Raw genomic sequence first — 16703 nt, 5'->3', positions numbered from 1 at the left:
TCCCTGATGTTGGTGGTGTTTTAAACGGCGATTTCGCCTAAATAAATTTCCTGAATGCGGTTGTCGGCCAGCAACGCGGCAGATTCGCCATGATGGGCAATAGATCCGCTGTCCATTACCCACGCGCGGTGGGTGACCTCTAGCGCCAGCCGGGCGTTCTGCTCGATCAGCAGCAGCGTGACGCCCGCGTCGCGCAAGGCAGCAATCTCTTTGAAAATGGTCTCAACCATGATCGGGGCCAGCCCCATCGACGGCTCGTCGAGGATCAGCAGGCGCGGCTGGCTGAGCAGCGCCCGGCCCAGAGCCAGCAGCTGCTGTTCACCGCCGGAGAGCAGCCCGGCCAGCTGATCTTTACGTTCACCGAGGCGCGGAAAACGCTCGTAGAGCTGGGCCATCTCCTGCTTCACCGCCTGCCGCCCTTTCCGCCGCCAGGCTCCCATCAGCAGGTTCTCTTCTACCGTCATGCGGGTGAAGATGCCCCGCCCCTCCGGCACGAGAACAACGCCGTCGCGGAGAAGATCCTGCGGGGCGCGGCGGTGAATCGATTTGCCCTGCCAGAGGATCTCTCCGCCGTAGGGTTGCAGCCCGGCGATAGCCCGCACGGTAGAGCTTTTGCCCGCGCCGTTGGCTCCCAGCAGCGTCCCCTGCTCCCCTTCGTTGAGGCTAAACTCGATCCCGCGCACGGCCTGGATGCCGCCGTAGTGCACGGAGAGGTTACGCACCTGCAATATAGGTTCAGACATGGGCGTTACCTCCAAGATAGGCGCGGATCACGTCCGGATGGCTACGTACTGCCTCCGGTTCCCCTTCGGCAATCACCTTGCCGTAGTCCAGCACGCTGATGCGGTCGCACAGGCTCATAATCAGCTTCACGTCATGCTCAATAATCAAAATGGTTTTGCCATCGTCACGGATGCGGCGCAGCAGTTCGCCGAGGGCGACTTTCTCCGCCGCATTCATGCCTGCCGCCGGTTCGTCGAGAGCCAGCAGCTTAGGGTCCGTTGCCAGCGCACGGGCAATCTCGAGGCGGCGCTGATGGCCATAGGCAAGATCGCTGGCGCGGTAGTGGGCAAACTGAGCGATGCCGGTGTACTCCAGCCAGTACCAGGCCTGGCGCTCGGTCTCCGCCTCCTCTTCCCGCGCCCGCTTATGGCGAGTGATAGCGGCCCAGAGACCGTTGCGGGTGCGGACGTGCCGACCGATCATCACGTTCTCCAGCACGCTCATGTCGTTAAACAGGCGCAGGTTCTGGAAGGTGCGCGCAATGCCTGCCTGAGTCACTTTCTCAATCGCGCGTGGCGAGTAAGGCTTGTCGGCCAGGCTAAACTCGCCGCTGTCGGCGGTATAGAGACCGGTGATCAGGTTGAAGCAGGTGGTTTTCCCCGCGCCGTTGGGACCAATCAGGCCGTAGATCTCGCCCGCCTTTACCGACAGGCTGACGTCGTTGACCGCCACCAGGCCGCCAAAGCGTTTGCTCAGATTACGGATCGTTAACAGGCTCATGCTTTTGCCCCCGCGTGTTTAGCAGGCCATACGCCGCCCGGACGGAAGATCATCACCAGCACCAGCGCCAGGCCGTAGAAGAGCTGACGGAGGATCTCAGGATCCACCAGCACGGTGCCGAACAGCGCCTCCTGCACCGGCACGGCCTGGCTACGCAGCAGCTCCGGCAGCGCCGAGAGCATCACCGCCCCGAGGATCACCCCCGGCACGTGGCCGATGCCGCCCAGCACCACCATCGCCAGCACGACGATGGACTCCTGCAACGTAAAGGATTCCGGGGAGACGAAGCCCTGGAACGAGGCAAACATCACCCCGGCGACGCCGCCAAAGGAGGCACCCATCGCGAAAGCCAGCAGCTTAAAGTTACGCACGTTGATGCCCATCGCCCGCGCCACGTCTTCGTCCTCGCGGATAGCGTGCCAGGCCCGGCCCACTCGGGAGCGTTGCAGGCGAATGCAGATAAAGACGATCGCCACAATCAGCGCGGCAAAAAGGTAGTACCAGAGGTAGAGCGCAGGAATTTTCACTCCTAGCAGGTGGTAGACGCCGCGAAACTCAAGGCCAAACAGGCTCAGGGAGTCGATGCCCGAGATACCCTTCGCGCCGTTAGTGATGTTGACCGGGCGATCGAGGTTGCGCATCAGGATGCGGATAATCTCCCCGAATCCAAGGGTCACAATCGCCAGATAGTCACCGCGCAGGCGCAGAGTCGGCGCGCCCAGCAAGATGCCGCAGATCCCGGCGATAAAGGCCGCCAGCGGGATCAACACCCCGTAGGAGACGTGCAGCCCGTCGCTAAAGTAGCCCTGCAATACCGGGAAGGCGTCGAGCAGATGCGGGGAAGCCAGCAGCGCGGCAAGGTAGGCACCCACGGCGTAGAAGGCGATAAAGCCCATATCCAGCAGGCCGGTAAAGCCGACCACGATATTAAGACCCAGAGCCAGCATGATGTAGAGCAGGGTAAAGTCGATCACCCGCACCCAGTAGTTGCCGCCTGCGGCAGAGGCCAGCCACGGCGCGAGCAGCAGCCCGGCCACCAGCAGGATGATGCCGAGGTTAAGACGCGGTGCGGCGCTACGTTCGGAAGTTAAGATAGTCATAGGATCCTCAGGCACGCTGTGCAACACGCTCGCCCAGCAGGCCAGCAGGACGGAAAACCAGCACCAGGATCAGCACGATAAAGGCCAGGATATCCTGATAGTTACTGCTGAACGCGCCGCCGGTGAGATCGCCGAGATAACCTGCCCCCAGCGCCTCGATCAGCCCCAACAGAATGCCGCCCAGCATGGCACCACGAATGTTGCCGATGCCGCCCAGTACCGCCGCGGTAAAGGCTTTGATGCCCGGCAGGAAGCCCATGGAAAAGCTGGCGCTGCCGTAGTTGCTGGCCATCATCACCCCCGCCAGGGCGGCAAACGCGCCGCCGATGGCGAAGGTCAGAGTAATAATCCGATTCGGTGAGACGCCCATCAGGCTGGCAACCTGCGGGTTTTCCGCCACCGCTCGCATTCCTCGCCCCAGACGGCTGTACTCCACCAGCAGCCACAGGCCGAGCATCACCAGGAAGGTAACGGCCAGGGTGACCATGCCGGTCACGGTAATAATCGCCGGGGGATGCTCAACGCTACCGGCGGTGATCTCAATGGGATCCATCGGCAGGATCTGGGGGAACATCAGCGGGTTACGACTCCAGATCAGCATGGCAACGGTTTGCAGCAGCACCGAGATGCCGATACCGCTGATCAGCGGAGCCAACCGGGGCGCGTTGCGCAGGCGACGATAGGCAAAGCGCTCTACCGCCATCGCCAGCAGGGCACAGACTACCATCGCCGCCATCAGGGCAAGGGTCAGCTGCAACAGCAAATTCATGCCAGGGAACCACTGGGAGAGAAAATTGATCCCCGAAAGGGTCGTGAGCGCGCCGACCATTAAGATGTCACCGTGGGCAAAGTTAATGATGCGCAGAATGCCATACACCATGGTATAGCCGAGGGCAATCAGGCCATAGATGCTGCCCAGCATCATGCCATTGATCAATTGCTGAATAAGTGTGTCCACAATACGTGCCTGCTGAGAATTTTTTCAGCGTAAGCATCCAACAATTGAATTTAATTTTGAAATACAGATATATTCTTTCTTATTATAAAAGCGTATTTCACTAACTTACTGATATTAAATCATAAAATAGAAACGATTTTTGGGAATCAGACAGGGTTTGCCTCAACATATGAAAAAAACAGAAGAGTTAAGCGAAAGTGGGCTACCGGACGATCCGCCTCTGCGTGCGGTCCGCGTCTTCGAAGCCATCGCCCGGTTGGGCAGCGTGGCCGCCGCGGCCGAGGAGCTGAGCGTTTCCCCCTCGGCGGTTAGCCACCAGCTCAAGGTACTGGAGAGCTTTTTGCAGCTCCCGCTGACCCACCGTCAGGGCCGTCATCTGGTGCTGAGCAGCGAGGGGCGCGAGTACTATCGCTCGATACGCGCAGCCTTCAGCGTGCTGCGTCAGGCCACCGGCCAGCTGTTCGAGCAGGGCCGCTCACGGCAGGTGACGATCAGCCTGATCCCGCTCTTCGGGATGGGCTGGTTCATTCCCCGCCTGCCGCGCTTCATCCAGGCTCATGCCCAGATGGAGATCAACGTAGTCTACGCCAACCACCGCAACTACCTGAGCGACGCCTCGGATATGTCGATCCGCTTTGGCAATGGCCAGTGGGTGGGCTACCGCAGCGAGAAGCTGATCTCCGGGCGCATGATCCCGGTATGCAGCCGGGAGTTTATCCGCCTGCATGGCTATATTGAGACCCCGGCGCAGCTGGCGCAGATGCCGCTACTGCACGACGAAGAGCGTGCCACATGGACGCAGTGGTTTGGCGAGCAGCAGGTGAAACGCGTGCGTCGGGATGGGGCGATGTTTGAGGATGGGCTGCTGACGCTGGCTGCCGTACAGGCTGGGCTGGGCTGTGCCCTGATGCGTGAGCCAATGATCCTGCCCTATCTGCAAACCGGCGAGCTGGTGAAGATCTTCGATCTGCCCATAGACGACGGGCGCGACTACTACCTCTGCGTGCGCCAGGATGTGGAGATGACCCACGAGGGCAAGCTGCTCCAGCAGTGGCTGCGTGAGGAAGCCGGGAGATAGTGTGACTGATTCTCACTATTAATAATCAATAAATGCTCTGCGTATAATAGGGCTAATAAAGTATAAATAGAACTAGTGGGAATATAATACTGTCTTCTTAGAAAAAATTATTATTCGGAGACTTTTAGCGATTAAATAATTGATCTTGACTGCTTAATAAATCGCCCTTACATTTAACCACACAGAATGCATGGTTAAATGGACAGTTTATGGCGTTAAATGGAAAGATGCTTTTGAATGATGCTGATTACGCACCTTTCAATCTGTATGGTGTGGGCGTGTTTATGGCCTTCTCTGGTAATGGTATCTATCGTAATCATGCTAGTTGTAGAGCCGTTCCAAACAATGGCCCCATCCCTCCAGGAAAGTACTGGATAGTAGAACGTGGAGAAGGTGGTTTTTTGTCAAGAAAAATTGCAGGTGCTAAGGACGCATTTAATAAGACTTTTCACCATGCTAAATTTAGTCATTCTGAATGGTTCGCGTTATATAAGGATGATTGGGGTATCGATGATGGCGCTTGGGTAGATAGTGTTCACCGTGGATTGTTCAGACTTCACCCTGGCACCTTATCAAAAGGATGTATAACGATTGCCCACAACTCTGATTTTGCAATCATCCGTAATGCCCTATTACGTACACAGCCTATACAGGTCCCTTGTATGCGTTCCCTTATGGCCCGTGGTTGGATTGAGGTCGTTGCGAATGGCAATACCAATACTTGCCCATAAGATGCTTAAAAAACTGATCGGATGGATATCAAAAACTATACTTTTCCTGATATTTTTCTGTTTTTCAGCAAAAATTTTCGATGCTTCTAAATTTATAAGTTATGAAACATCGTCAAAGTTTTCAAAGTGGTTATACGGTTTTTCAAGTCAAGATAACTTCGATGATCTCTGGTTTTACACCGATGTTCTCGTATCAATTTTGATCGCTTTTTTATTGTGCTACTTAAGCATTAGGCTAATTAACAGCATTAGGAAAAAATAGTATTCCCATTCCTCCATATATGTGGCTCAAAGATGACGGCGGTGCAGATATTAAAGGATCTGTAGATGTTCAAGACCGTGAAGGTAGTGTAGAGATAATAGGATTAAGTCACGGTATTAATTTACCAGTAGATAATGCCAATGGTAAGATTACAGGGACTCGTCAGCATTCGTCAATGATGATTGAAAAGGAAGTCGATAGTTCCACCCCTTATCTTTATAAAGCTGTTGCTACAGGTCAGACGCTGAAAAGTGCGGAAGTAAAATTTTATCACATAAACGATGCTGGACAAGAGGTTTGTTATTATACCGTGTTAATGGAAAACGTAAAAATTACGGGTATTAACTGTAGTGTGCCTAATGTTAAATTATCAGGAAATGATAAAATGAATCACAATGAAAGTGTCAGTTTACAGTATGAAAAAATAACCTGGCGAATTGTGGATGGTAATATCCAATATACTGATGCCTGGAATGAACGAGCAACAGCCTAAGAACCCATAGCTAACAGCAGCAGCAGGAGCCTTTCTCTCCTACTGCTATTTTTACATTTCCCGTTCAATCGTCGGACCAGTTGATATTAGCAACTCTTGAATTTCTGTTAGGTTAGATAATAAGAGCAATAGAATTAGCTGTCTCATCTGACGGCCTTAAATACCCTGCCGTCGTCTTTAAGCCAAAAAGTGCTAAAAGTATTCAGTTCAGCGTGAGTCCAGACCTCTTTGCTATAATTAAGTCATATACTTCACTAAGGAGAGCGCTATGGCTTCAGGTTGGGCAAACGACGGTGCGGTACAGGATCAGATCGACAGCACCATTGACGATGCGGTAGCCCGCGCGCGCCGTGAACTGCCGAAGGGAGAGAGCCTGCACGAATGTGATGAGTGTGGAGCAACGATTCCCGAAGCGCGCCGCAAAGCGATCCCGGGCGTTCGGCTGTGCGTGGATTGCCAGCAGAAGAAAGATTTGAAAAATGCCTCGTTTTCAGGATATAACCGTAGAGGTTCGAAAGACAGCCAGCTTCGTTAACTGAATAGCGGCGACGGAGGCAGCGCAAGCGGTTGCGATTTGCATCACAAAAAAGCGTTGCTGAAGTGGCATTTCGTGCCGCTAAAACGGCGGCACGACATAAATCAGCCACACCATGAATAATTCCTGTTAAAAATCATTCTATTTCAATATATTAACGATCGTTCAAAATTTTAGATGAAGGTCGTCAATTCTATTCGATTTAATCTCTCGCAAAAAAACGTGATACTCATCACATCGACGGAACATCGTCCCCCATACAGAACAAACTGCGAGAATTGAACCATGAAAACCATCAAATATGCTGTTGCTGCTCTTGCACTGACGACTCTCTCTTTTGGCGCGTTTGCCGCCCAGGCAGTTACCGCTGAACAGGCCCAGAGCATGCATAAAATCGGCGTTGTTTCCGCGCAGGGCGCGACCACGCTGGATGGTCTGGAAGCACAGCTGGCTGAGAAAGCTGCAGCTGCAGGCGCAAAAGGCTATAGCATTACCTCTGCCAACGCCTACAACAAAATGAGCGGTACTGCGGTTATCTATCAGTAATCGCCTTACCGTGTCTGTCCCGTCGGCTCATCACCGGCGGGTTGTATTACCCCTCATTATTACTGCATTGACCCTGTTTGTTGTTACCCTTGTTGCCCGTCCGGTTCTGGACGGGCTTTTTTTTGCCCGGTGTTTATCAAAAATGCTGCGCCACGCGTGCCAGGCCCTGCTCCAGGGTCTCCACTTCACCCGTGCCGACAAAACAGCAGGCAATTTGCCGCTTCAACGATTCCGGCACCGGCTCGCTTCCCACCAGACAACGTTCCGTCCAGCGGGCGGTCACCTCTGGATCTTTACTGGCGGGCAGCACAGCCTGTTCCGCCGTTTCGTCCTGCCGCTCGCTCAGGACGCGCGCGCCCCGGGCATCAATCAACGTTAGCTGCGGGCAGCGTTGAGGATTGGCATACACCTCCCCCTCCGTACCGTGCATCAGCAGCCCGCGCCCGCCGATGTCGCTGAAGAACTTCGCGACTCGCGTGACGTACTCGGGATGAGAGACGCTGGAGAGACGCAGGGCGGCATCTTCCGCAAAAGGGGTCGCCAGCTTGGCCAGGGTATGGGCGCTATTACGCACCCCCATGCGCCAGCGCATATCCAGCTGCTTCTCCAGCGGCGGACAAAGCGCGCTAACGGGTACGTATACCGGATTGCGCCCCTCCAGCTTCGCCTGCGCCTGACCAGCGGTCAGAGTCGGCTCAATGCCGAGCAGGTTAAAAATGGTTTCCGAGATGACACGATCGCGATCTTCGCTCACGCCGTGCACCAGCACCGGAAAACCAAGCCGCTGGAGCAGCATCGCCAGCAGCGGAGTCAGGTTCGCCTGCCTGCGCGCACCGTTATAGGTAGGAATGACGATGGGCATTGGCTTCGCTACCGGCGGCGTCAGGCGCATGGTCTGGGCCTGCATCGCCTCGTAGAAGCCCAACATCTCCGCCTCACCCTCGCCTTTGATGCGCAGAGCGATCAGGATCCCGCCCATCTCCAGATCCGCCACCTCGCCGTTGAGCATGTGGGTGTATAACGCCCGTGCGGTATCAAAATCCAAATCGCGGGCGTGATTTTTACCGCGCCCAACCTCTTTGATGATTTTGCGGAAATCCATAGCTAACTCCTTGCGTCATAGGTGATGATCAGCGTCGCCGACGACGATTCTGTTTTGGTTTACTTTTTACTATAACGTCAGGCACGTCCGGTTGGGAAATAGGAAAAACAGGCAGCGCATCAAGCAGCCGTTTCCCGTAGCCTTTGGAGAGCAGCCGCCGATCGTAGATCACCACTTCCCCCCGACAGCTGTGGCTACGGATCAGCCGTCCTACCTGCTGGATAAGGTTAAAAGAGGCGCTCGGCAGGCTCTGGACTTCAAAGGGATAGCGGTTGAGGCTCTTCAGCCACTCGCCTTCGGTGATCACTACCGGGCTGTCGATAGGCGGAAAGGCAATCTTATGGATATGCACCTGAGTCAGGTAGTCCCCTTTGAGATCCAACCCTTCGGCAAACGACTGAAGCCCCACCAGCACGCTGCGCTCGCCCTCGTCGATGCGTTTGCGGTGCAGCTCCACCAGCCGGTAGCGCGGCTGATCCCCCTGCACCAGCAGCATCAGGCGCAGATCGGTGACGTAGGTCAGGAACAGCTGCATGGCGCGATTGCTGGCAAACAGCACCAGCATGCCGGGGTGCGCTTTTTTCTCAACCTGCTCGCGGAAGTAGGCCGCCATCTCGGCGATATGCTTCTCTTCGTGCTCCATCAGCGGCTCGTAGCGCATCTGCGGGATCACAAGCCTGCCCTGCTCAATGTGGTTAAAGGGCGAGTCGAGGGTCACGAAGCGATCCCCGGCTTTCTCCTTCAGGCCGCTCATCTCCTGCAAGCGAGAAAAGCTATTGAGGGAGCGTAAGGTGGCCGACGTCACGACAATATGCGGCACGCTGCGCCACAGCAGCTTCTCTAGCTGATCGCTGACGCGGATGCCAACGCAGTGGAAGAAGAGGTGCATCTGGCCGTCAACCAGTTCCCGGGTGGCCCATTTGGTCACCGGCGCACCCGACGCCTGGGCCATTGAGGCCAGCCGCCACAGCTTGCTCTGGCTCTCGAACATACCCAGGGCGCGGTTCATCTGCAAAATCACCCGGTGCAGGCGGACAATATCGTGCTGACCGGTCTTTTCACTGAGATCGTTTAAGAACAGCTCCGCCAGGCCGCGCAGCATCTCGGTCAGCTTCGCCAGCCGCAGGCAGATCTCCATCACCTCGTCAGGCAGCTCGCCCATGGCAAAGCGGTGCTCCGCTTCCGTACCGGCGGGCATATAAAGCCCGAGGATCGCATTTAGCGAGGCGATAAGTTCATACAGCTCTTCACAGTGGGCGTTGAGCCGCTCCGGCAGCGCCAGCGGCGGCGTAGTCTTCGGGCGGAACTGCTCCATGCAGGTCGCTACCAGCTTGCTGAAGAGATCGAGCTGGAGCCGATACCAGGGGGCGGTGATCTCGGCGCTCATCTCCAGCGCGTCGCGGGCGACGTCCGGCAGATGGTGACCCTCATCCAGCACCAGCAGCAGGTTTTTCGGCTCCGGTAGCACCGCCTCGGACTCCATTGCCGCCATGACTAAGGCGTGGTTGGCCACCACCACCTCGGCCTCCTGCACCTCCCGGCGGGCGACAAAAAACGGGCACTCGCGGTAGTAGTGACAGTTGCGGTTGAGACAGCTGGCTTTGTCGGTGCTGAGCCGCCGCCAGAGTCCATCTTCAATATTCTGATCGGTATGATCGCGCAGACCGTCCCAGCGGTAGCTGTCGAGGTCGGCCTTGAGTTTAGCGCAGCGCTGCTGCTCCTCTTTGCTGTTGGGCGTTAGCTCGTCGTCAAGAAAGGCCAGCAGATCCTGCTGGGTGGCCTCGCTGCTCGCAAGGGCCGTCAGGTTACGTGGACAGACGTAGCGTCCGCGGCCAAAGGCAGCGGTAAAGCGCAGATCGGGGATGATCTTCTTCAGCAGCGGGAGATCCTTGCTGAAGATTTGATCCTGCAACGCGACGTTGGCAGTGCTGATCACAAGGGTCTTCTGCTCTTCGCGCGCGATGGCGATGCCGGGAATGAGATAGGAGAGCGTCTTACCGACGCCGGTCGGCGCCTCAATGGCCAGATGCCGTCCCTCTTCCCCAGCCAGAGTTTTGGCGACGTCAGCGATCATCTGCCGCTGCGGTGCGCGCGGAATGAAGTCGGGGATCTGTTGCTGTAGCGCCTTATACCAGGCGGCAATCTGCGCTTTCAGCGCGGCGGAAAGAGCCATCGGGAGACCTGAAGTACTGTATAAACAGCCACTATTGTCTCACGATAGCTGGCATGCCGCAAAAGAAAAGCCCGGCTTTGCGGCCGGGCTTCAGGATTACTGCGATGCCGACGGTTTACGCGGACGGCGACGGCGCGCCTGCTCCCCGGCGGGTTTCGCATCGCCGCTGCGGCGAGGCTGGCTTGATTTTGGCGCGCCGCCTTCGCTGCGACCTTCGCTACGGCGCGGCTGCTGCTGACCGCGGCCGCCGCCCTGCCCGCGTCCACCGCCGCCGCCACGCTGCTGGCGACCGTTCTGGATCGGCTCGGCTTTGATCGACGGGTCCGGCTCGTAGCCCGCCAGCGCAATGCGCGGGATCTCTTTTTTCAGCAGACGCTCAATGTCACGCAGCAGTTTGTGCTCGTCGACGCAGACCAGCGACAGCGCTTCGCCGGTAGCCGCGGCACGGCCGGTACGCCCGATGCGGTGCACATAGTCTTCCGGCACGTTCGGCAGCTCGTAGTTGACTACGTGCGGCAATTCTTCGATATCGAGGCCACGGGCGGCAATGTCGGTTGCCACCAGCACACGGATATCACCGGTTTTAAAATCGGCCAGCGCCCGGGTACGGGCACCCTGGCTCTTGTTACCGTGGATGGCAGCGCTGCGGATGCCGTCTTTATTCAGCTGCTCCGCCAGGTGGTTCGCACCGTGTTTGGTGCGGGTAAAGACCAGCACCTGCTGCCAGTTGCCCTCGCCAATCATCTGCGACAGCAGCTCGCGCTTGCGTTTCTTATCAACAAAGTGAACATGCTGAGTGACCTGCTCGGACGCGGTATTGCGGCGCGCCACTTCGATCTCCAGCGGGTTGTGCAGCAGCTTCTCCGCCAGCGTTTTGATCTCATCCGAGAAGGTGGCGGAGAAGAGCAGGTTCTGACGCTTAGCCGGCAGCTTCGCCAGCACGCGGCGAATGTCGTGGATAAAGCCCATGTCCAGCATGCGATCAGCTTCGTCCAGCACCAGGATCTCAATCCCGTCCAGCTTCACGGCGTTCTGGTGCTCCAGATCCAGCAGACGGCCCGGGGTGGCGACCAGTACGTCAACGCCGCCGCGAAGCTTCATCATCTGTGGGTTAATGCTCACGCCGCCGAAAACCACCAGCGAACGTACGTTGAGGTACTGGCTGTACTCACGCACGTTCTCGCCTACCTGAGCCGCCAGCTCGCGGGTGGGAGTAAGGATCAGCGCACGTACCGGGCGACGCCCTTTGGCATGGGGTTCGCTGGTAATAAGACGCTGTAACAGCGGCAAGGTAAAGCCCGCAGTTTTACCGGTACCGGTCTGGGCGCTGGCCATCAGGTCACGCCCCTGCAGCACGGCGGGAATTGCCTGCTGTTGGATAGGGGTAGGTTCGCGGTAGCCCTGCTCGGCAACGGCGCGCAGGATCTCAGGGTTTAAACCCAGTGCTTCAAAAGACATAACAACTCCGAACCGCCCCGACCGTTTCAGGTGTAGTTTTCAGGGAGATAGGTAACGAAACAGATGACAAAAACCACAGTGTCATGAAGGGGCGGAGTGTAGCAGCTTTTGTGATTCGGCGCATAAAATATCCCACGTCCATTCATTAACAAAATAATTCTCCAGCCGCATAGACATGCTCAAAAAACAAGCATAATATTAATCAATCGATTGATTAATTTTAGCGACGCTATGAATACGATCCCGACAACGACGAAAGGTGAGCACGCTAAACGTCAGCTAATCGCCGCCGCGCTGGCTCAGTTTGGTGAATACGGCCTGCATGCCACTACCCGTGACATCGCCGCGCAGGCCGGGCAAAACATCGCGGCGATCCCCTACTACTTCGGCTCAAAGGAGGATCTTTACCTCGCCTGCGCTGACTGGATCGCCGACTTTATTGGTAGCCAGTTTCAGCCACTGGTGGAGGCCGCCGCCGCGCTGCTTAGCGCCCCTACGCCGGATCGGGAGGCTATTCGCCAGCTGATCCTTACCGCCTGCGGCAATATGATCCAGCTTCTGACTCAGGATGACACGCTAAGCCTGAGCAAATTTATCTCACGGGAACAGCTCTCCCCCACCGCGGCCTATCAACGGGTTCACGATCGGGTTATCTCCCCCATGCACACCTACCTGACCCAGCTTATTGCCGCCTACACCGGCCGCGATCCTGCTGATACGCAGACCATTTTGCATACCCATGCCCTGCTGGGCGAGGTGCTCGCCTTTCGTCTGGGCCGGGAAACCATCCTATTACGCACTGGCTGGACGCAGTTTGATGAAAATAACGTCGCGCAGATTAATGACGTTATCGCCTGCCACCTTGATCTGATCCTGCATGGACTAACGCAAAGGAGCCTGAAGCCATGAAAAAACCCGTCGTCGCCCTGCTGGCGGTGGTTGTTGTGCTCGCTGCCGCCGTCGGCGGCTGGCTGTGGTATCAAAGCCAGCAGGATCGCGCTCTGACCCTCTACGGCAACGTCGATATTCGTACGGTTAATATGAGCTTTCGCGTGGGTGGGCGCCTGGCATCCCTTGCCGTTGATGAAGGGGACGAGATAAAAGCCGGGCAAATAGTAGGCACGCTGGACAAAGCACCCTATGAAAATGCGTTGATGCAGGCCAGAGCGAGCGTTGCCGTCGCCCAGGCGCAGTATGACTTAATGCAGGCGGGCTACCGTGATGAAGAGATAGCCCAGACCGAGGCGGCGGTAAGGCAAGCCAAAGCGGCTTACGACTACGCGCAGAACTTCTATACCCGCCAGCAGGGGCTGTGGAAAAGCCGCACCATTTCCGCCAACGATCTGGAGAATGCCCGCTCGTCCCGGGATCAGGCTCGGGCGACGCTGAAATCCGCCGAGGATAAGCTGAGCCAATACCGCACCGGCAACCGGCCGCAGGATATCGCCCAGGCCAAGGCCAGCCTCGAACAGGCTCAGGCCCAGCTGGCGCAGGCGGAACTGGATCTGCATGATACCACCCTGGTGGCCCCCGCCGACGGCACGCTGATGACCCGCGCCGTAGAGCCGGGCAGCATGCTCAGCGCAGGCAGCACCGTGCTGACCCTGTCGCTGACTCGCCCGGTATGGGTGCGTGCCTATATAGATGAACCCAATCTGGGCCGGGCCAAACCCGGCAGCGAGCTGCTGCTCTACACCGATGGCCGCCCGGACAGGCCCTACCGCGGTAAAGTGGGCTTCGTCTCGCCCACCGCCGAATTTACGCCAAAAACCGTCGAAACGCCGGATCTGCGCACCGATCTAGTCTACCGCCTGCGGATTATCGTGACCGACGCGGATGACGCCCTGCGCCAGGGGATGCCGGTAACCGTCCGGTTTAACGATGGACAAGGCAATGAGTGACACAGCGATCCGGCTTAATGGCCTGGTAAAACGCTTTCCGGGCATGGAGAAGCCCGCCGTCGCGCCGCTCACCTGCACCATCCAGAGCGGGTACGTTACCGGGCTGGTAGGGCCAGACGGTGCGGGAAAAACCACCCTGATGCGCATGCTTGCCGGGCTGCTAAAGCCTGACGCAGGCAGCGCCAGCGTGCTGGGTCTCGATCCCATTCACGACGACCGCGCCCTGCATGCCTCGCTGGGCTATATGCCGCAGAAGTTCGGCCTGTATGAAGATCTCACGGTGATGGAGAACCTGAACCTGTATGCCGATCTGCGCAGCGTTGTCGGTGAAACGCGGCACAACACCTTTGCCCGGCTGCTGGAATTTACCGCCCTCGGTCCCTTCACCGATCGGCTGGCAGGCAAGCTTTCCGGCGGGATGAAGCAGAAGCTGGGCCTGGCCTGCACCCTGGTAGGCGAACCCAACGTCCTGCTGCTGGATGAACCTGGCGTCGGCGTGGATCCCATTTCACGTCGCGAGCTGTGGCAGATGGTGCACGAGCTGGCGGGCGAAGGGATGCTGATCCTCTGGAGCACCTCCTATCTTGATGAAGCCGAGCAGTGCCGCGACGTGTTGCTGCTCAACGAAGGTGAGCTACTGTATCAAGGCCAGCCCAGGACGTTAACCCAGAGCATGGCGGGACGCAGCTTTCTGCTGCACAGCCCTCAGGAGTCTAACCGCAGGCTGCTACGGCGGGTGCTGAGGCTGCCGCAGGTGAGCGACGGGATGATCCAGGGCCGCTCGGTGCGCCTGATCCTCACCAAAGAGTCCAGCGCGGAAGATATTCGTCGCGCGGAGGGGATACCAGAGATTGAAATAGCCGAGACCACGCCGCGCTTCGAAGATGCCTTTATCGACCTGCTTGGCGGGGCGGGAACCCAGGAGTCACCTCTCGGGGCGATCCTGCACACCGTGGAGGGGACGCCGGGAGAGACGGTGATTGAGGCAAAATCGCTGACAAAAAAATTCGGTGACTTTGCGGCGACGGACAACGTCGATTTTGCCGTTAAGCGCGGAGAGATCTTCGGCCTGCTGGGGCCAAACGGCGCGGGGAAGTCCACTACCTTTAAGATGATGTGCGGCCTGCTGGTGCCTACCTCTGGCAAAGCGCTGGTACTGGGGATGGATCTGAAGATCAGCTCCGGCAAGGCGCGCCAGCGTTTAGGCTATATGGCGCAGAAGTTCTCTCTCTACGGCAACCTCACCGTGGAGCAGAACCTGCGCTTCTTCTCCGGGGTCTACGGCCTGCGTGGCCGGGCGCAGAACGAGAAGATCGCCCGTATGAGCGAGGCCTTCAGCCTGACCAGCATCGCCTCGCACGCCACCGACGCCCTGCCGCTGGGCTTCAAGCAGCGGCTGGCACTGGCCTGCTCGCTGATGCACGAGCCGGATATCCTGTTTCTCGACGAACCGACCTCCGGCGTCGATCCCCTTACCCGCCGCGAGTTCTGGCTGCATATCAACAGCATGGTTGAGAAAGGCGTTACCGTGATGGTCACTACCCACTTTATGGATGAGGCGGAGTATTGCGACCGTATCGGGCTGGTCTATCGCGGAAAGCTGATCGCCCACGGCACGCCGGACGATCTGAAAGCCCAGGCCGCGGATGCGGAACAGGCGGACCCGACAATGGAGCAGGCGTTTATTCGGCTGATCAACGACTGGGATAAGGAGCATGCCGATGAGCCATAGCGCAGTGTCATGGCGGCGGGTACGCGCCCTCTGCGTCAAAGAGACGCGACAGATCGTGCGCGATCCCAGCAGTTGGCTGATTGCGGTGCTGATCCCTCTCCTGCTGCTGTTTATCTTCGGCTACGGGATTAATCTCGACTCCAGTCGCCTGCGGGTGGGGATCCTGCTGGAGCAGCGCAGCGAAGAGGCGCTGGACTTCGCCCACGCCATGACCGGCTCGCCCTATATCGATGCCACCATCAGCGACAGTCGTCAGGAGCTGATTGAAAAGATGCAGGCCGGGCGCATTCGCGGCATGGTGGTGATCCCGGTGGATTTTGCCGCCAATATGGCGCGCCCTGGCGTCGATGCCCCTATTCAGGTGATCACCGACGGCAGCGAGCCGAATACCGCCAACTTTGTGCAGGGTTACGCGGAGGGGATCTGGCAGCTATGGCAGATGCAGCGTGCAGAGGATCGGGGCGAAACGTTTGAGCCGCTGATCGACGTTCAGACCCGCTACTGGTTTAACCCGGCCGCCATCAGCCAGCACTTTATTATCCCCGGCGCGGTGACCATCATCATGACGGTGATCGGGGCCATCCTCACCTCGCTGGTGATCGCCCGCGAGTGGGAGCGCGGCACCATGGAGGCGTTACTCTCCACGGAGGTGACCCGCGTCGAACTGCTGCTCTGCAAGCTGATCCCCTACTACTTCCTCGGCATGCTGGCGATGCTGCTCTGTATGCTGGTCTCGGTGTTTATTCTCGGCGTGCCCTACCGTGGCTCGCTGATCCTGCTGTTTTTTATCAGCAGCCTGTTTTTGCTCAGCACCCTCGGGATGGGGCTGCTTATTTCCACCGTGACCCGCAACCAGTTTAACGCCGCGCAGGTGGCGCTCAACGCCGCGTTTCTGCCATCGATTATGCTGTCGGGCTTTATTTTCCAGATTGACAGCATGCCAGCCATTATCCGCGCGGTGACATGGATCATTCCGGCGCGCTATTTTGTCAGCACCCTGCAAAGCCTGTTCCTGGCGGGAAATATCCCGGTGGTGCTGATCGTGAATACGCTGTTTTTACTGGCGTCGGCGGTGATGTTTATCGGCCTGACATGGATGAAAACCAAACGGCGACTGGATTAAGGAGCGCA

General features: G+C 57.6%; 16 protein-coding genes. 9 read left to right on the top strand and 7 right to left on the bottom strand.

What is annotated here, in order from left to right:
• Positions 1 to 20: 20 nt before the first annotated feature.
• Genes RTN40_RS13695 through RTN40_RS13680 form a run of 4 tightly spaced genes read right to left on the bottom strand, consistent with a single transcriptional unit; the run spans position 21 to position 3561 of the window.
• Positions 21 to 743 (bottom strand): ABC transporter ATP-binding protein, encoded by a 723-nt coding sequence (locus RTN40_RS13695; protein WP_312210238.1) that lies wholly within the window; start codon positions 741 to 743, stop codon positions 21 to 23.
• A complete protein-coding gene (locus RTN40_RS13690) occupies positions 736 to 1503 on the bottom strand; it encodes an ABC transporter ATP-binding protein (protein WP_312228936.1) in 768 nt (255 codons plus the stop codon). Before RTN40_RS13690 ends, RTN40_RS13695 begins: the two co-directional genes overlap by 8 nt.
• Positions 1500 to 2603, bottom strand: a complete 1104-nt coding sequence (locus RTN40_RS13685; protein WP_312228935.1) for an ABC transporter permease subunit — start codon at positions 2601 to 2603, stop codon at positions 1500 to 1502. Before RTN40_RS13685 ends, RTN40_RS13690 begins: the two co-directional genes overlap by 4 nt.
• Before the next feature lie 7 nt (positions 2604 to 2610).
• The gene (locus RTN40_RS13680) at positions 2611 to 3561 is read right to left on the bottom strand and encodes a branched-chain amino acid ABC transporter permease (RefSeq protein WP_312210233.1); all 951 of its coding nucleotides are present in this window, start codon (positions 3559 to 3561) and stop codon (positions 2611 to 2613) included.
• A gap of 169 nt (positions 3562 to 3730) precedes the next feature.
• Between RTN40_RS13680 and RTN40_RS13675 the strand changes: the two genes are divergently transcribed.
• The 5 genes from RTN40_RS13675 to ybiJ all read left to right on the top strand — a co-directional run bounded on the left by RTN40_RS13675 (position 3731) and on the right by ybiJ (position 7206).
• A complete protein-coding gene (locus RTN40_RS13675) occupies positions 3731 to 4639 on the top strand; it encodes a LysR substrate-binding domain-containing protein (protein ID WP_312228934.1) in 909 nt (302 codons plus the stop codon).
• Positions 4640 to 4848: 209 nt separating this feature from the next.
• Positions 4849 to 5370 (top strand): DUF2778 domain-containing protein, encoded by a 522-nt coding sequence (locus tag RTN40_RS13670; RefSeq protein ID WP_312228933.1) that lies wholly within the window; start codon positions 4849 to 4851, stop codon positions 5368 to 5370.
• A 263-nt stretch (positions 5371 to 5633) separates the two neighbouring features.
• Complete coding sequence (locus RTN40_RS13665; protein ID WP_312229164.1) at positions 5634 to 6125, top strand: type VI secretion system tube protein TssD; 492 nt, start codon at positions 5634 to 5636, stop codon at positions 6123 to 6125.
• Positions 6126 to 6393: 268 nt separating this feature from the next.
• The gene (locus RTN40_RS13660; protein WP_312228932.1) at positions 6394 to 6660 is read left to right on the top strand and encodes a DksA/TraR family C4-type zinc finger protein; all 267 of its coding nucleotides are present in this window, start codon (positions 6394 to 6396) and stop codon (positions 6658 to 6660) included.
• 285 nt (positions 6661 to 6945) lie between these two features.
• Positions 6946 to 7206: a DUF1471 family protein YbiJ gene (gene ybiJ / locus RTN40_RS13655; protein ID WP_312228931.1), complete on the top strand. Its 261-nt coding sequence runs from the start codon at positions 6946 to 6948 to the stop codon at positions 7204 to 7206.
• 136 nt (positions 7207 to 7342) lie between these two features.
• Here the strand turns inward: ybiJ and ybiB are convergent, their stop codons facing one another.
• The 3 genes from ybiB to rhlE form a co-directional block, all read right to left on the bottom strand.
• The gene (ybiB, locus tag RTN40_RS13650; protein ID WP_312228930.1) at positions 7343 to 8308 is read right to left on the bottom strand and encodes a DNA-binding protein YbiB; all 966 of its coding nucleotides are present in this window, start codon (positions 8306 to 8308) and stop codon (positions 7343 to 7345) included.
• Positions 8309 to 8336: 28 nt separating this feature from the next.
• Positions 8337 to 10481, bottom strand: coding sequence for an ATP-dependent DNA helicase DinG (dinG, locus tag RTN40_RS13645; RefSeq protein WP_312228929.1), 2145 nt, complete (start codon positions 10479 to 10481; stop codon positions 8337 to 8339).
• Between the two features lie 96 nt (positions 10482 to 10577).
• On the bottom strand, positions 10578 to 11939 hold the full coding sequence (gene rhlE / locus RTN40_RS13640; protein ID WP_312228928.1) for an ATP-dependent RNA helicase RhlE: 1362 nt from the start codon (positions 11937 to 11939) through the stop codon (positions 10578 to 10580).
• 231 nt (positions 11940 to 12170) lie between these two features.
• Between rhlE and cecR the strand changes: the two genes are divergently transcribed.
• Genes cecR through RTN40_RS13620 form a run of 4 tightly spaced genes read left to right on the top strand, consistent with a single transcriptional unit; the run spans position 12171 to position 16695 of the window.
• Positions 12171 to 12848, top strand: coding sequence for a transcriptional regulator CecR (cecR, locus tag RTN40_RS13635; protein ID WP_312228927.1), 678 nt, complete (start codon positions 12171 to 12173; stop codon positions 12846 to 12848).
• Positions 12845 to 13840, top strand: coding sequence for a secretion protein HlyD (hlyD, locus tag RTN40_RS13630; protein ID WP_312228926.1), 996 nt, complete (start codon positions 12845 to 12847; stop codon positions 13838 to 13840). The genes cecR and hlyD overlap by 4 nt, the downstream gene beginning before the upstream one ends.
• Positions 13833 to 15572, top strand: a complete 1740-nt coding sequence (locus tag RTN40_RS13625) for an ATP-binding cassette domain-containing protein (protein ID WP_312228925.1) — start codon at positions 13833 to 13835, stop codon at positions 15570 to 15572. Before hlyD ends, RTN40_RS13625 begins: the two co-directional genes overlap by 8 nt.
• Positions 15562 to 16695: an ABC transporter permease gene (locus RTN40_RS13620; RefSeq protein WP_312228924.1), complete on the top strand. Its 1134-nt coding sequence runs from the start codon at positions 15562 to 15564 to the stop codon at positions 16693 to 16695. The genes RTN40_RS13625 and RTN40_RS13620 overlap by 11 nt, the downstream gene beginning before the upstream one ends.
• The last annotated feature ends 8 nt before the right edge of the window (positions 16696 to 16703 follow it).

This window comes from Pseudescherichia sp., from assembly GCF_031987975.1.
Taxonomy (GTDB): domain Bacteria; phylum Pseudomonadota; class Gammaproteobacteria; order Enterobacterales; family Enterobacteriaceae; genus Pseudescherichia.
The sequence above is the reverse complement of the archived record's forward strand: the minus strand, read 5'-3'. Positions and strand labels throughout refer to the sequence as shown.

Excerpts from the sequence above, each read along its gene's own strand:
- ybiB (WP_312228930.1), bottom strand. The coding sequence starts at position 8,308 with ATGGATTTCCGCAAAATCATCAAAGAGGTTGGGCGCGGTAAAAATCAC.
- dinG (WP_312228929.1), bottom strand. The coding sequence starts at position 10,481 with ATGGCTCTTTCCGCCGCGCTGAAAGCGCAGATTGCCGCCTGGTATAAG.
- RTN40_RS13690 (WP_312228936.1), bottom strand. The coding sequence starts at position 1,503 with ATGAGCCTGTTAACGATCCGTAATCTGAGCAAACGCTTTGGCGGCCTG.
- hlyD (WP_312228926.1), top strand. The coding sequence starts at position 12,845 with ATGAAAAAACCCGTCGTCGCCCTGCTGGCGGTGGTTGTTGTGCTCGCT.
- RTN40_RS13660 (WP_312228932.1), top strand. The coding sequence starts at position 6,394 with ATGGCTTCAGGTTGGGCAAACGACGGTGCGGTACAGGATCAGATCGAC.
- ybiJ (WP_312228931.1), top strand. The coding sequence starts at position 6,946 with ATGAAAACCATCAAATATGCTGTTGCTGCTCTTGCACTGACGACTCTC.
- RTN40_RS13670 (WP_312228933.1), top strand. The coding sequence starts at position 4,849 with ATGGCGTTAAATGGAAAGATGCTTTTGAATGATGCTGATTACGCACCT.
- RTN40_RS13685 (WP_312228935.1), bottom strand. The coding sequence starts at position 2,603 with ATGACTATCTTAACTTCCGAACGTAGCGCCGCACCGCGTCTTAACCTC.
- RTN40_RS13695 (WP_312210238.1), bottom strand. The coding sequence starts at position 743 with ATGTCTGAACCTATATTGCAGGTGCGTAACCTCTCCGTGCACTACGGC.
- RTN40_RS13625 (WP_312228925.1), top strand. The coding sequence starts at position 13,833 with ATGAGTGACACAGCGATCCGGCTTAATGGCCTGGTAAAACGCTTTCCG.
- rhlE (WP_312228928.1), bottom strand. The coding sequence starts at position 11,939 with ATGTCTTTTGAAGCACTGGGTTTAAACCCTGAGATCCTGCGCGCCGTT.
- cecR (WP_312228927.1), top strand. The coding sequence starts at position 12,171 with ATGAATACGATCCCGACAACGACGAAAGGTGAGCACGCTAAACGTCAG.
- RTN40_RS13620 (WP_312228924.1), top strand. The coding sequence starts at position 15,562 with ATGAGCCATAGCGCAGTGTCATGGCGGCGGGTACGCGCCCTCTGCGTC.
- RTN40_RS13675 (WP_312228934.1), top strand. The coding sequence starts at position 3,731 with ATGAAAAAAACAGAAGAGTTAAGCGAAAGTGGGCTACCGGACGATCCG.